The 13,643-nt window shown below is 68.7% G+C and carries 16 protein-coding genes; 11 read left to right on the plus strand and 5 right to left on the minus strand.

Going from position 1 to position 13,643, the window contains the following annotated elements; translation table 11 throughout:
* Position 1: 1 nt before the first annotated feature.
* The 4 genes from AO398_RS04980 (at position 2) to AO398_RS04995 (ending at position 3,230) form a co-directional block, all read left to right on the plus strand.
* Positions 2-295 (plus strand): RNA-binding S4 domain-containing protein, encoded by a 294-nt coding sequence (locus AO398_RS04980; protein ID WP_058190912.1) that lies wholly within the window; start codon positions 2-4, stop codon positions 293-295.
* A 215-nt stretch (positions 296-510) separates the two neighbouring features.
* Positions 511-849, plus strand: a complete 339-nt coding sequence (gene fdxA, locus AO398_RS04985) for a ferredoxin FdxA (protein WP_058190913.1) — start codon at positions 511-513, stop codon at positions 847-849.
* A gap of 559 nt (positions 850-1,408) precedes the next feature.
* Positions 1,409-2,005 carry a CarD family transcriptional regulator gene (locus AO398_RS04990; protein ID WP_058190914.1) on the plus strand — a complete coding sequence of 199 codons (597 nt, stop codon included), beginning with the start codon at positions 1,409-1,411 and terminating at the stop codon, positions 2,003-2,005.
* Positions 2,006-2,354: 349 nt separating this feature from the next.
* Positions 2,355-3,230 (plus strand): RNA polymerase factor sigma-32, encoded by an 876-nt coding sequence (locus AO398_RS04995; protein WP_058190915.1) that lies wholly within the window; start codon positions 2,355-2,357, stop codon positions 3,228-3,230.
* A 64-nt stretch (positions 3,231-3,294) separates the two neighbouring features.
* Here the strand turns inward: AO398_RS04995 and AO398_RS05000 are convergent, their stop codons facing one another.
* The 4 genes from AO398_RS05000 to AO398_RS05015 all read right to left on the minus strand — a co-directional run bounded on the left by AO398_RS05000 (position 3,295) and on the right by AO398_RS05015 (position 6,132).
* Entirely contained in the window at positions 3,295-3,801 is a 507-nt protein-coding gene (locus AO398_RS05000; RefSeq protein ID WP_082643128.1) for a GNAT family N-acetyltransferase, read from the minus strand.
* Between the two features lie 56 nt (positions 3,802-3,857).
* A complete protein-coding gene (locus tag AO398_RS05005) occupies positions 3,858-5,090 on the minus strand; it encodes an MFS transporter (RefSeq protein ID WP_058190917.1) in 1,233 nt (410 codons plus the stop codon).
* A gap of 73 nt (positions 5,091-5,163) precedes the next feature.
* Positions 5,164-5,556, minus strand: coding sequence for a tautomerase family protein (locus AO398_RS05010; protein ID WP_058190918.1), 393 nt, complete (start codon positions 5,554-5,556; stop codon positions 5,164-5,166).
* A gap of 15 nt (positions 5,557-5,571) precedes the next feature.
* Entirely contained in the window at positions 5,572-6,132 is a 561-nt protein-coding gene (locus AO398_RS05015) for a DUF4865 family protein (protein WP_058190919.1), read from the minus strand.
* A gap of 91 nt (positions 6,133-6,223) precedes the next feature.
* Here AO398_RS05015 and AO398_RS05020 point away from each other — a divergent pair, with 91 nt between their 5' ends.
* Positions 6,224-7,099, plus strand: a complete 876-nt coding sequence (locus tag AO398_RS05020; protein ID WP_058190920.1) for a LysR family transcriptional regulator — start codon at positions 6,224-6,226, stop codon at positions 7,097-7,099.
* Positions 7,100-7,126: 27 nt separating this feature from the next.
* On the opposite strand, the gene secB is transcribed toward AO398_RS05020, so the two are convergent.
* Entirely contained in the window at positions 7,127-7,627 is a 501-nt protein-coding gene (gene secB / locus AO398_RS05025) for a protein-export chaperone SecB (RefSeq protein WP_058190921.1), read from the minus strand.
* On the opposite strand from secB, the gene AO398_RS05030 reads away from it, so the two are divergent.
* From AO398_RS05030 to mltG, 6 genes are all read left to right on the plus strand, one after another.
* A complete protein-coding gene (locus tag AO398_RS05030; RefSeq protein ID WP_058190922.1) occupies positions 7,626-7,805 on the plus strand; it encodes a hypothetical protein in 180 nt (59 codons plus the stop codon). The genes secB and AO398_RS05030 overlap by 2 nt on opposite strands.
* A gap of 161 nt (positions 7,806-7,966) precedes the next feature.
* Positions 7,967-8,683: a Tim44/TimA family putative adaptor protein gene (locus AO398_RS05035; RefSeq protein ID WP_058190923.1), complete on the plus strand. Its 717-nt coding sequence runs from the start codon at positions 7,967-7,969 to the stop codon at positions 8,681-8,683.
* Positions 8,684-8,701: 18 nt separating this feature from the next.
* Positions 8,702-9,883: a murein transglycosylase A gene (locus AO398_RS05040; protein WP_152997414.1), complete on the plus strand. Its 1,182-nt coding sequence runs from the start codon at positions 8,702-8,704 to the stop codon at positions 9,881-9,883.
* Positions 9,880-10,524 carry a Smr/MutS family protein gene (locus tag AO398_RS05045; protein ID WP_058190924.1) on the plus strand — a complete coding sequence of 215 codons (645 nt, stop codon included), beginning with the start codon at positions 9,880-9,882 and terminating at the stop codon, positions 10,522-10,524. The genes AO398_RS05040 and AO398_RS05045 overlap by 4 nt, the downstream gene beginning before the upstream one ends.
* A gap of 124 nt (positions 10,525-10,648) precedes the next feature.
* Complete coding sequence (mutM, locus tag AO398_RS05050) at positions 10,649-11,539, plus strand: bifunctional DNA-formamidopyrimidine glycosylase/DNA-(apurinic or apyrimidinic site) lyase (protein ID WP_058190925.1); 891 nt, start codon at positions 10,649-10,651, stop codon at positions 11,537-11,539.
* A 198-nt stretch (positions 11,540-11,737) separates the two neighbouring features.
* Positions 11,738-13,144, plus strand: a complete 1,407-nt coding sequence (mltG, locus tag AO398_RS05055; RefSeq protein ID WP_058190926.1) for an endolytic transglycosylase MltG — start codon at positions 11,738-11,740, stop codon at positions 13,142-13,144.
* Positions 13,145-13,643 lie beyond the last annotated feature (499 nt).

Below are 13,643 nucleotides of genomic sequence, written 5' to 3' on the forward strand. Positions count from 1 at the left end.
GATGCGGGAGGGTCGGCAGCGACTCGACAAATGGCTGTGGTTCGCGCGGTTTGCGCGGACCCGTTCCCTGGCCGCGCGTCTCTCCGAAGACGGCTTCGTACGGGTAAATGGAACTCGGGCTGAAAATCCGGCCAAGGGCATCGTGATCGGTGATGTGGTGACAGTGGCGGCCCCGCACACGACATTGGCCGTGCGGGTGCTCAGCCTTGGTGAGCGCAGGGGCCCGGCCCCGGAGGCGCGTCTCCTGTACGAAGATTTGGCCGGCATCCAGCCGGAGATCGGACCGCCCGAGTGAGGAGCGAGCGCCACAGGGGCCGATCGAGCACCGGGTCGCCTGCCCCTGGGACACCCACGCGCTTGTCAGCCCGGAAGGCAGGGTCTAGAGCCCTTGGCTTCCGAAAGACTTGGTTCGACGCCAGGTTTTGCGGCGCACCATCGCAGCGCCACCTGGGCGTGCGGGCCTCCGAGGCTCCGCCCCGGCAGACCAGAATTTTGGGACGAAGACAGCCGATGACCTACGTCGTCACCGACAATTGCATCAAGTGCAAGTACATGGACTGCGTCGAGGTATGTCCGGTGGACTGCTTCTACGAAGGCGAGAACATGCTCGTCATCCATCCGGACGAGTGCATCGATTGCGGCGTCTGCGAGCCGGAATGTCCCGCGGAGGCGATCAAGCCGGACACGGAGTCGAACCTCGAGACCTGGCTGAAGCTCAACGCCGATTACGCCAAGAGCTGGCCGAACATCACGCAGAAGAAGGACGCTCCAGGCGACGCCAAGGAGTGGGACGGCGTCGCCGGCAAGCTTGAGGCGCATTTTTCGGCCAACCCCGGCTCAGGCGATTGAAGCCTGATGCCCACGCGGAGGTCGCTTCCAAACAGGATCGATTGAAACGCAACCCGCGCGGCGCAGAAACTGGATAACGGATTGCCTCACGATGTTGCGATCCGCCGTCCATCCGACGGACGCTTGTGGATCGAGGCGGATTCTGAGTCCGACCTGCGTCAACAGATGCGCTGAGCGGCCCAGAGGTCATTCCGGTCTGGCTTGGCCGGTTTAAAACTCTTTCGAGGCCGCGCCGGGACCGCGCGTGCTTCTTCAGGGATGCTTTGATCTGCGCGCCGGATTGTGATACACAATCCGCCTGCCGTCGCTCGCGCCAGACGTGCTCCCTCCGGCCGAAATGCCTTTCGCTTTCGTGGATTACGTAGGGTGGCACGCGAATGACTGCCGAAGGTGACTTCGGTGGATGTTCCGGTGTTTGCACGGTCGCGCCGGGGAACGCCCGGATCTTCGCCCAACAGGCGGAGATCCCGGGAACGGCGAGGCAAACCGGGTATCCCGCCCGGAAGAACACGGTTTTGCGCGGCGCGGAGCGTCGCGCGCCAGTGGAGGCCCTTCTCGCATGACCACAGCCAAGAAGACGACGACCGCCGGCCGGCAAGGCTTCAAGACCGGTGAAGCCGTCGTATATCCGGCTCACGGCGTCGGTCGCATCACCGCGATCGAGGAGCAAGAGATCGCGGGCTACAAGCTTGAGCTGTTCGTCGTCTCGTTCGAGAAGGACAAGATGGTCCTGCGCGTTCCGACAGCGAAGGCCAACAGCGTTGGCATGCGCAAACTCGCCGAGCCGGAACTGGTGAAGAAGGCGCTGGACGTGCTGACCGGCCGTGCCCGGATCAAACGCACGATGTGGTCGCGTCGGGCCCAGGAATACGAGGCGAAGATCAACTCGGGCGATCTGCTCGCCGTCACCGAGGTGGTGCGCGATCTGTTCCGCTCCGAGGCCCAGCCCGAGCAGTCCTATTCCGAGCGTCAGCTCTACGAAGCGGCCCTCGACCGGATCGTACGTGAGATCTCTTCGGTCAACCGCATCACCGAAACCGAGGCGTTGAAGCTGATCGAGCAGAGCCTGGCCAAGTCGCCGCGCCGTGCCAAGGAAGCTGAGCCCGAGGCGGATGCCGACGGCGAGGGAGACGATATCCAGGAAGTGGCCGCCTGAGGCGCCCTTCTTCGGCGAAACGGAGCCCGGCCTCGAATGGCCGGGCTTTTTTTATGCCGAAACGCCGAGCGCTCTTCGCGGGATCAATTGGACCCCGATCGGCTCCGAGCCCAACGTTTCCTTGTCGGATTGAAGGGTCAGGACTGGACGGCGCGGCGTCGGAACCCATTTTCTTCCAACAGAACACGAAAACGTGGCCATCCAGTTGGCGCACTGCGAAGCGGAGCGGCGGAACTTTCGTGTTTTACCTCCCGTTGTCGGTTGCCTGGCGCCGCCCATCGGTGACGCCCTGCGGGTTGAACGCTCCGTTCGGCGCCGCAACAGCACTCGGCAACAAGAGGCAGGCGGGATGGCTGATATCGCTGGAATTCGTCGGCAGTTCATACGGACTGCCATGGAGGCGCCCTTCCTGGCACGGGAAGAAGAGCGTGGCCTCGCTGTCCGTTGGAAGGACAACCGCGACGAACGCGCCCTGCACCGCCTAATTTCAGCTCATATGCGCCTCGTCATCGCCCTGGCGGGGCGCTTTCGTCACTACGGCCTGCCGATGGCCGACCTCGTCCAGGAGGGGCATGTCGGTCTCATGGAGGCTGCAGCGCGGTTCGAGCCGGAGCGGGATGTCCGCTTCTCGACTTACGCGACGTGGTGGATCCGGGCCTCAATCCAGGATTACATCCTGCGCAACTGGTCGATCGTACGCGGTGGCACGTCCTCGGCCCAGAAGGCCCTGTTCTTCAATCTGCGCCGCCTGCGTGCGCGGCTGATGCAATCCACCGAGGAGCATGTCGGCGACGAGATCCATCGCCGCATCGCGACGGCGATCGGCGTCTCGCGCGACGACGTCGCACTGATGGATGCCCGCCTCTCGGGCCCCGATATGTCGCTCAACGCGCCTATCGGCGAGGACAACGAGGCCTCATCCGAGCGCATGGACTTTCTGGTCGATGGCGCAGCGCTACCGGACGAGACCGTCAGCGCCACAGTCGATGGGGAACGGCGCCTCAGCTGGCTGCAGCAGGCACTTACGGTTCTGTCCGAGCGGGAGCTGCGGATCGTGCGCGAGCGGCGCCTCGCCGAGGATCAGGCAACCCTGGAGGCTTTGGGCCAGCGCCTCGGCATCTCGAAGGAGCGGGTCCGCCAGATCGAGAACCGCGCCCTGGAAAAACTCCGCCGCGCCCTGGCCGACCGCTTCCCAGCCGCCACCGGCAGCCCGCATATCGGCTGATCGTCCCCGCGAGACGGTTATTCTTCGAAGTAGCCCGGCCTCACAGGCCGGGCTTTTCGTGTTTTTAGAGCTGCTTTCTCATCAGGATCGCCCGGGAAGTAACGCGTTCGCCCCGGAACGGCTTGATTTCACCGGTTGGGCTGAATCCCATCCGCGTCCAGAAGCTCATGACCGGATTGGTCTCCACCACGGCCAAGCGCAGCGTGCACACGTGTAGGTTCTTCCGAGCGAATTGCTCCGCTGCTTGGTAAAGCGCCCGTCCGAGGCCGGATCCTTGAGCACTCTCGCGGATCGCCAAGAGCCCGATGAAGGCTGTTTCTGCTGTGGGATAGCCATTGACGAGATGCAGAAGACCGATGGCCGTGTCGTCGCACTTTGCCAGGAACGCGTGCCTATTGTGCAGATCGCATCCCGGCGGGAGCATTGTCACGAACGCCGCAGCCGCATTTGCGCGTCGCGGCACGCCATCGACCCGCATCGAATAGGCGGTGAGATCGTCGAAGACGGCGTCTACGGCGCGCAGGTCGTCCGGGGTCACCACCACAAGTGATACGGGGGACCGATCCCTCATCGCTCCCTCTCCCCGCAGCGTGAGACTGTACCAAAAGTCGACAGCCCGGAGAAAACCTACGCTCCCTGGATCGCCGCGCTGCGCCGCTCCCGTCGACGCCGGCGCCGCCCAGGCTCGGGGGTTGTATCGAGCCAGATTACCAGCGCGAGGGCCATAAGCGCCGGCACGCCGAGGGCGAGGAACGCGCCGGTCCAGCCGAACAGCCCGTAGGACAAGCCGCCATACCAGCCCGACAGGGCGACGCCGCCGGCGTGCACGGCGTTGACGCTGCCGAGTGCCGTCTGGGTGCGGCCGGAGCCCCAGGTCAGGTCCGCCACGATCACCGGCACCGCCACCCCGACAATGCCCGAAGCCACGCCGTCCAGGACTTCCGCAGTGATGAGCCAGACCGGATCGTCGATCAGGCCCGAAAGCACCGCCCGTACCGGCAACACCGCGAAGGCCACCATCAGGAGCTGACGCCGTCCGCGCCGATCCGCCAGGGAGCCGGCGAACAGCGCCACCGGCACCATCACCAACTGTGCCACCATCACGTAGCGGGCGGTCCAGGTCGTGGCGTCAGCAGCGGTGGCAACCAGCTTCTGGCCGAGCAGGGACAGCATGCCGCCGCTGCCGAGGTTGAACAGCGTCAGCGCCACGGTGAGAACCAGGAGGCGCCGGTTGCCGAGAACCTGCCGAATGCCGCTGCGCTGCGGCTCGTCGTCCTCGTCTTCCTTCCAGCCTACGGCGCGACGCTGGTTCCAGGCGCCGGCCGGTGTCGTCAGCGTGGCGACGATCGCGGCGACCGCCATGCCGCCCAGCACCCAGAAGGCGATGGCTGGGCCGAAGGTACTAGTACCGAGGCTGATGCCACCGGCAGCGATCAGAATGCCGATATGATTGAAGGCCTGATTGCGACCCTGTTGCTTGGGGAATCCGTCCTTCCCGACGATTCCCAGGGTCAGCGCCGCGACCGCTGGCAGAAGCAGCGTGCCACCTGCAGCGGCCAGCAGCTGCGCCACCAGAACCGCCGGGAAGCTGCGCGCTGGCAGGAGCAGCAGCGTGCCTACCAGGATCGCTGCGCAGGCGAGCGCCACCAACAGGCGCGGGCGCGGAAAGCGGTCGACAAGGGCCCCGAACGGACCACTCAGAAAGAGCGTCCCGAATCCAACCAGGGTGATGACGAACCCGATCCGCGCCGGACTCCAGGATGCGGCCTGCGCCAGCCAGGTCCCCAGGAATGGCCCAAGACCACCCTGGATGTCGCCGATGAACAGGTTGATCAAAGCGAGGTGCGCGGTGGGGCTCATGCGATCCAGATCTGGCGGCGGGCCCCGCACCTGGACTCCGGTCTCGCTACGGTCAAGCCCGCCTCCCGCACCGTCAGGGGTCCGGCGGACCATACTGCATCAGCCCGTCGCCGAACGACCAGTTCTCGGGGGCGACCTCGACCAAATTCACGAGCACGTCGGCCGGCTTCACCCCCGGCTCGCGCCCGAGGTTGCGCGTGATGGCGGCGTAGAGCGTACGCTTCTGGGCCGTGGTTCGGGTGGCGTTGGCGGTGATCTGGATGATCACGAGTTCGTCGCCGCGGCGGATGCCAAGATAGTCCGGGCCGTAGTGGAAATTCGCCGTCTCGTGCTCGTGGACGAGGGCGAACAGGTCGCCTTCGGGCACTGCGAAGGTCTCGCGCAGGGCCGCGTAGACGCCCTCCACCAGGGCGGTGCGGTAGGCCGGAGGGGTGCCAGCGCGCAGGGAAATGCGGATCAGGGGCATCGCATCATGCCTTCCTCATAGACCGCGCAGGGCCGCGAGGCCGGGGGCGGCGAGATGCACGACCTCGGTGCCGGATTGGGCGTCGGCTCGGTCGGCCTGCAGGGTGAAGCGCGTCAGCCGCCACGTGGCGGCTTCGAGCCCGACCAAGGTGGCCAGGACGCCAGGGTGCCCGGCGATGTCCCGTCCCCAGACTTGCTCGGTCTTCCGCAACTGGCCGAGATCCTCGTTGGGACCGATCTGCCGCGTCTCCTCCGACAGGGCAACTATGGTCGCGGCAGCGCCGAAGCTCACATCGAACGGAAGCCACGTCTCCACCTGCGGGCGCCCGAAACTCTCGATCACGGCCCGGAAGCCCGGCCCGATAAGGAATTCGGCCGCCGCACCGGCGTCGCGCCACAGATAGAGCGAGCTATAGGCATTCGCCGCCGCGCCGCGTGCGCGCTCCTCAATGGTGACCGCCTTGAAGACGAGGCCAGGTATCGCGTTCCAAGCAGGCGCCCGTTCGGCGACCCGCGCACGGATCCGGTCCATCGGATAATCGGCCGGCAAGCGGTGCCGGTAGCGTGCAACAAGCATCGTCCTCTCCTCTGTCGCGCCGACAGAGTTGCAAAGGACGATCATAAGAGCGAGATATCGCCGGGAATATCTCTGATAACGGACGCTTGTGATGCTGCCTCGTCCCCTCGATCTCGACGGCGTCCTGGCTTTCGTGCGGGTGGTCGATCTCGGCAGCTTCACCCGCGCCGCCGAGGCGCTGGACACCTCGCAGGCGGCGATCAGCCTGCGCCTCAAGCGTCTTGAGGATCGGCTCGGGGAGCGGCTGCTCGACCGGACGCCCCGACACGTGGCCACGACCCGGAAGGGCGAGCTGTTCCTGTCGGCGGCGCGGCGGCTGCTGGAGGCGCATGAGAGCGCCCTGTCGGAGATCACGGCCGACGTGCCGGCTCGGCTGTGCCTCGGCATGAGCGATCACGTCGCCGGTCCGGACCTGCCCGCTCTGCTCCGGCGCCTCGGCCTCGACAAGGCAGGTCTGACCCTGGAGGTGCGGATCGTCCCCTCGCGGGACCTCGCTTCCGCTTTCGAGTCCGCCGGCGAGTGCGGCTACGACGCGGTGCTGCTGCGAGCCGAGGAGAGGCCTGAGCGCGACGGGACCGTCCTGGCGCAGGAGCGCTTGGGCTGGTTCGCGGCGCCGGATTTCCCGGCCCCTCCGGCGGGAGAGCCTCTACGGCTCGCGGGCCTGTCGGGGCCCTGCAACGTCCGGGCGGCGGCGGCCCGCACCCTGGATGCGGCCGGCCTGCCCTGGACAGAGGTGTTCGTCGGCGGCGGCGTGCTGGCCGTCGGTGCAGCGGTCACGGCGGGCCTCGCAATCGCCGCCCTGCCGCCGCGCCCCGCCCCGCCAGGCGCCGTGGAGGTTGGCGCACGGCTGGGCCTGCCCGAGTTGCCGCTCACCTGGATCGTGATGCGATCCAGGCATCTGACCGGGCGCCCGGCAGAGGCGCTGCGGACGCTGGCGGCGGCCTATCGCGGTCCCGGCGGCCACTGACGGGCTCGCCGGGCCGATTTAAGTGCCTCAAGAAGCCAGCGGGCCGCCGGCACCCTGGGCTTCCATGGCCTTCTGGCGGTAGAGCGCGACGAAATCGATCGGATCGATGTAGAGCGGTGGGAAGCCGCCGTTGCGCACCGCCTCGGCCACGATCTGGCGGGCGAACGGGAACAGCAGGCGCGGGCACTCGATCATAACGGCGGGATGAAGCTGGTCGGCCGGGATGTTGACCATGCGGAAGACGCCCGCATACTTCACGTCGAACGCGAACAGCACTTCATTCTGAATCTTGGCATCGCCTTCCAGCGTCAGCTCGACCTCGAAATCGGTGTCCGAGAGCTGCTGCGCGGTGACGTTGACCTGGATGTTGATCTGCGGGCCGAGGCCCTCCTTGGGCTGCAGCGAGCGCGGCGCGTTCGGGTTCTCGAAGGACAGGTCCTTCGTGTATTGCGCCAGCGCGTTGATGGTCGGCGCGTCGCCCTGCGGCATGCCGCCGCCGTTGCCGTTGGCTGCCGGAGAGTCGGCCATGCGGATCATCCTTCTCGATCGGCCGGCAGGGCCGGCCCGGGTTGTCGCGGCGGAAGCCGCTGAACGGCACCGCGAAGCGGCCCGGAAGGCAGCGCCGCTAACACGCGCGCCGGGCACGGACAAGCAGCAGGCTGGCGTGGCGCTGGCGGCGGCGGTGTCCACGCCCCATATCGGTTGAGGCACGGGGATCGCGGCGTTCCGCACCGGTACAACCGGCTCGCTCCGGGCGCGCTGGTCGGTTATGAGTCGCCTGGACCCGCGAGCGCTTTGCCGGCGCCGCACCGCGCACGACCTCGGCAAGGGGCACGAGGTCCCGCCGCGGCCACCATCGGATCGGTGATGCAGGACAGCTTCGACGTTACGACGATCATCTTTCTCGCGCTCGCCGTCTTTGTGATCTGGCGCCTGCGCTCGGTGCTCGGCCAGAAGACCGGCGCGGAGCGCTCGCCATTCAAGCCGGTGGACCGCAGCCGGACCGAACCCCAGGCGCGCTCCGAGGGCGACAACGTCGTGCGTCTGCCCGGCGCCGACCGGGTGCAGCCCGCCCCGGCCCAGGCCGCTGTGGCCGCCCGCGACTGGCGCGGCATCGCGGAGCCCGGCTCCGAGATCGCCCGCGGTCTCGAGGCTGCCGTGCAGGCGGAGCCCGGCTTCGACCCGCGCGCCTTCATCGAAGGAGCCAAGGCGGCCTACGAGACGATCATGATCGCCTTCGCCAAGGGCGACCGGAAGACCCTGCGGGGCCTCCTCTCGAAGGAGGTTGGCGAGGCGTTCGAGCGAGCGATCGCCGAGCGCGAGCGCAATCGGCAGACCCTGGAGACCACCTTCGTGTCGATCGACAAGGCCGAGATCGTTGCGATCGAGGTGCGCAACCGTGTGGCGCAGATCACCGTGCGCTTCCTGTCGAACCTCATCACCGCCACCCGCAACGCCGAGGGCAAGGTCGTCGACGGCAGCGCCGAGACCGTGGTCGAGGTGCCGGACGTTTGGACTTTCGCGCGCACCCTCGGCTCGCGGGACCCGAACTGGCAACTCGTGGCTACCGAAGCCGGCGCTTGATTTCGTGATCCTGTTGCCGTGCCAAACCTGCCTATCTGGTCCGGACGGCTCCCGACCGCCCTCTTTGCGATCTTCCTAGCTGGTTCGGCGCCCGCCGCCCCCGCCCAGGTCGGCGACGCTGTCCTGACACCGATTCCGTTCGAGAGCCTGAGAGACTTTCCGGGCTCGGATCCCACCGCAGCGCTTGACGCGTTCCGCCGGGTCTGCGTCGCGCCGGCGCCGCCGACGCCGCAGCCCACGGGGGTTGTCGGCAATCCGGCCGCCCTATCGCAGACTTGCGCCGCGGCGGCCGGTGTCGGGCCGGAGACGGTGGCGGCGTTCTTCCGGGATCGATTCGAAGCCTTTCAGGTGGTCCGGCCGGGGGCCGAGCGACCCGGCTTCCTCACGGGCTATTTCGAGCCGGAACTGGAGGGCTCGCTGACGCAAGGGCCGGACTTCGCGACGCCGGTGCTCGCGAGGCCCGACGACCTCGTCTCTCTCGCACCGGGCGAGACCCGGCCCGGTCTCGACCCGGCGCTGCGCGCGGCGCGGGCCACCGCGGAAGGGTTCGAGCCCTATCCCGATCGGGCCGCCATTGACGACGGTGCGTTGGGTGCCCGGGCGGGTCCGATCCTGTGGCTGCGCGACGCCGTCGACCTGCTGGTCTTGCAGGTCCAGGGTTCGGGCCGCGTCCGGCTGCCCGACGGGCGGGCCGTCCGTGTGCTGTATGACGGGCGCAACGGCCGGCCCTACACGGCGGTGGCCAAGCTGATCGTGCAGGAGGGCCACCTGCCGTTGGAGGGGCTGACGCTCGCCCGCTGGACGACGTGGTTGCGGGCGCATCCCGAGACCGCCCGGCGCCTGATTCGTGCCAACGCCTCCTACATCTTCTTCCGCCTCGCCGCGGTGGAGGATCCGGCTCTCGGTCCGCCAGGCGCCGCCAACGCACCGCTGACGCCCGGACGCAGCCTTGCGGTGGATGGCGGGCTGTGGCGCTACGGCCTGCCATTCTGGCTCGTCGGACAGCTCCCGGGCGGTGCGCCGGGCGAGACGGGGCGCCTCGTCATCGCCGCCGATACGGGATCGGCGATCGTCGGGCCGGCCCGGGGCGACCTGTTCGTCGGGACGGGGGCGCAGGCCGGGATCGCGGCCGGAAACCTGCGCGATGCCATCGGCTTCGTGGTGCTGCTGCCAAAACCCGCCCGCGGGGTCGCGCCGTGAGGCCGCCGCGCCGCACGCGCCGCTTGACCGCCGGGGAGGCCAGGCTCTGGGGCGAAATCGCCAAGCTGGTGACGCCGCTGACGGGCCGGGCGACGCCTCAGCCGCACGAGATCCCGCCAGCGCCGACCGCGATCATGCCGCCACTGACGGCACCGATCCTCAAGCCAAGCGCGAACCCGACACCGAAAAAACTCCGTCCGAAGCTGCCGCCCAAGCCGGCGGCCGCCCTGCCCCACAAGGTCACCGCCGCGCCCTATCAGGCGCCGCCGCAGAGCCACGCAGCGCCGTCCGGGCTGGAACGGCAGGCCAAGGTCGGGCTGCGTAGGGGGCGTCTGGCGGTCGAGGCGCGGATCGACCTGCACGGGATGGTCCAGGCCCAAGCCCATGCCGCGCTTACGGGATTCCTGCTCCAGTGCCGGGCGGCCGGGCATGCCTATGTGCTGGTGGTCACCGGCAAGGGCGGGCAGGAGAAGGGCGGTTCCGCCTATCCCGACGCCTTCGCCGAGCGGGGGGTGCTCCGGCGCAGCGTGCCGCACTGGCTGCGCGGGGCCGAGCTGCGGGGCATCGTGCTGGGCTTCGAAGAGGCGGCCCGCCGCGATGGCGGCGGCGGCGCGCTCTACGTCAGACTTCGCCGGCGTTGAGCGTCAACCGTCGCAGGCTCTTCGCCGGGAAGGGCGGCAAACCGCGCCGTTGCCGGTCCCGTCGAAGAATTCGATATCCAAGCCGCGTGCGCATGCGGTCCAACGAAAAAGTCTCGGAAAAAAAATGCCGGAGCTTCCCGAGGTCGAGACGGTACGGTGCGGCCTGGTGCCCGCGATGGTCGGCGCCCGGTTCAGCCGGGTCACTCTGCGCCGGCCCAATCTGCGCTTCCCGTTCCCCGAGCGATTCGCAGCGCGGCTGGAGGGGCGGAGCGTGACCGATCTCGCCCGCCGGGCGAAGTACCTCACCGCCGCCCTCGATTCGGGCGAGACCCTGATCATGCATCTCGGCATGAGCGGCCGGTTCGACGTGGCCCTGCCCGACGGCCGCAACGTTTCGCCGGGGGATTTCTATCTGGAGGGGGCACAGGGCACGCCCAAGCACGACCACGTGGTCATGGCGATGAGCACCGGCGCCACGATCACCTACAACGATGCCCGCCGCTTCGGCTTCATGGACCTCGTTCCGAGCGAGACCCTGGAGTCCTGCCGCCACTTCGCCAACATGGGGATCGAGCCCCTGGACGGGCTGACCGGGGCGGTGATCGCCGGCCTGTTCCGGCACAAGATCGCGCCGCTCAAGGCCGCGCTCCTCGACCAGCGCCTGATCGCGGGCTTGGGCAACATCTATGTCTGCGAGGCCCTGCACCGGGCGCGCCTCCACCCGGAGACCCCGGCCGGCTGCCTCGCCAAGCCCGACGGGCGGCCGACGCCCAAGGCCAACGCCCTGGCCAAGGCGATCGTGCAGGTCCTGCAGGAGGCCGTGAAGGCCGGCGGCTCGACCCTGCGCGACTACGCCCATACCGACGGCAGCGCCGGCGCCTTCCAGCACGCCTTCCGGGTCTACGACCGGGTCGGCGAGCCCTGCCGCCACCCGGGCTGCGGCGGCGCGATCACCCGGATCGTCCAGGCCAACCGCTCGACCTTCTTCTGCGCGACCTGCCAGCCGGCGGTCTGATCGGCCCGTTCCCGCGGCGCGAAACGGCAATTTCGCCACAAACCCGGCTAGGGTCGCGGATCTCGACGCGCGCACCCGGTTGCGGGCCGCCGGTCCCGGCCCGCGGCGCGAAACGGTGCGCGCGGGCCCGGTGTTGTATCATCGTCGTCCCGAACGCCGGCCGCCGGCTTTCGGGACGATGATCTCGACAGGATCTCGATGTTCTTCCGCCGCTCAAAGATGCCTGCGCCCGAGATGATCGCGCGGGATCCGGCCGACGAGCCCGCCCTGCCGCAGCGCTTGTCGCCGCGCCCGCCGGGCGAGGCGATCAAGCCGACCGCCGCGCCGCCCCCACCGGAGAAGCCGGTGCGCGAGCGCAGCGGCCTCGTCGGTATCATCAGCGGCGCCCTCACCTTCGCGGTGGTGATCGCCATCGCGGCGATGATCGGCATCACCCTGTTCCAGCGGCAGGTGCGCGAGCCGGGCCCCCTCGCCACCGACAAGGTCGTGGTGATCCCGCCCCATAGCGGCACGGGCGAGATCGCCGAGGCGCTGAAGCGCGAGGGCGTGATCGACCATACCGGCCTGTTCGAGTTCGCCGCCCGCTTCGGTGGCCGTCCGGCGCTCCGGGCCGGCGAGTACATGTTCAAGGCCCATGCGAGCATCGCGGATGCCCTCGACACGGTGACCACCGGCCGGCAGGTCCAGCACGCGATCACGTTCCCCGAAGGTCTCACCTCCGAGCAGATCGTCACGCGGCTCAACGACAACGACATCCTCTCCGGCGAGATCAACGAGATCCCACCCGAGGGCTCGCTCCTGCCCGACACCTACAAGTTCGAGCGCGGCGCCACCCGCCAGCAGATCGTCAACCTGATGCGCGCCAAGCAGCGCGAGGTGCTGAACCAGATCTGGCTCCGGCGCAGCGCCGACGTGCCGGTGCGGACCCCGGCCGAGATGGTCACCCTGGCCTCGATCGTCGAGAAAGAGACCGGCCGGGCCGACGAGCGCCCCCGGGTCGCCGGGGTGTTCATCAACCGCCTGAACAAGCGGATGAAGCTGCAATCCGACCCGACCATCGTGTACGGGCTGGTGGGCGGACGCGGCACCCTCGGGCGCGGCATCCTGCGCTCCGAGATCGACCGGCCGACGCCGTACAACACCTACGCGATCGAGGGCCTGCCCCCGGGCCCGATCGCCAATCCCGGCCGGGCCGCCCTGGAGGCGGTCGCCCATCCGTCCCGCACCAAGGACCTGTACTTCGTGGCCGACGGCAGCGGCGGCCACGCCTTCGCCGACTCGCTGGAAGGCCACCAGCGCAACGTCGCCCGCTGGCGCGCCGTTGAGAAGAGCCGCCAGGCGCCGCCGGCGGATGCGGTCGACAAGGTCGAGCCGGGCCCCGACCCGAGCGTCCCGGGCCGGGCCTCGGCGGTCGCGCCGGGCGGCAACGCCCCGAACACCAACGCCGCCTTCGCCCTCGATTCCGGGACGCCGGGCACCCGTGCCTTCGATGCCTCCGAGGGCACGCGCCTCGATCCGCTGAAGAACCGCAGCTACGATCTCGGCTCGCCCAAGACCGTCCCGGCGGGCGTCGCCCCGACCCCGGCCCCGCGCGGGCGGCGATAGCGCGGTGTGAGGCACGCGCGATTGGTCGAGGCGATCTCCCGTCCACGGCCTCGTCCCGGGAGGGTGTGAGACTTTCGGCTCCGCACCTGCGGACGACGACGTGGCTCTTCGCAAAGGCGAAAGCCGCGAAGGAGCCCTCCGGGCGGCGTCGCGATCTCCGGAGCGCGCCTGTAAGGCCGCTGACGCAGCCCCTCAGCATGAGGTACCCCTTGCGATGGGTGCCAGCCGTCGGATTTCGACCGCTCGCCTGCGCTCGGAAGCGGACATTCGCCGCACCGTCCCATGGGCCTGGATCGGCTGGCCCCAGCCATCGGCAGATTGTTTCCTGACCACAGGAGCGTCGCGGCGATCCAACGCCGCGTGGCCTGACTGCGTCCCCACGCGGACGGTGGCCCGATCAGATGTCCTGGGGTCTGAACGCAATCACCAGGGCCATGGTGATGCCAGAGAGGGGTGGATTTCCGTTGGTCCGCTTCCGGGTGACAATGGATGACAGCGG

It is taken from the genome of Methylobacterium sp. GXS13 (assembly GCF_001455965.1).
Classification (GTDB): Bacteria; Pseudomonadota; Alphaproteobacteria; order Rhizobiales; family Beijerinckiaceae; genus Methylobacterium.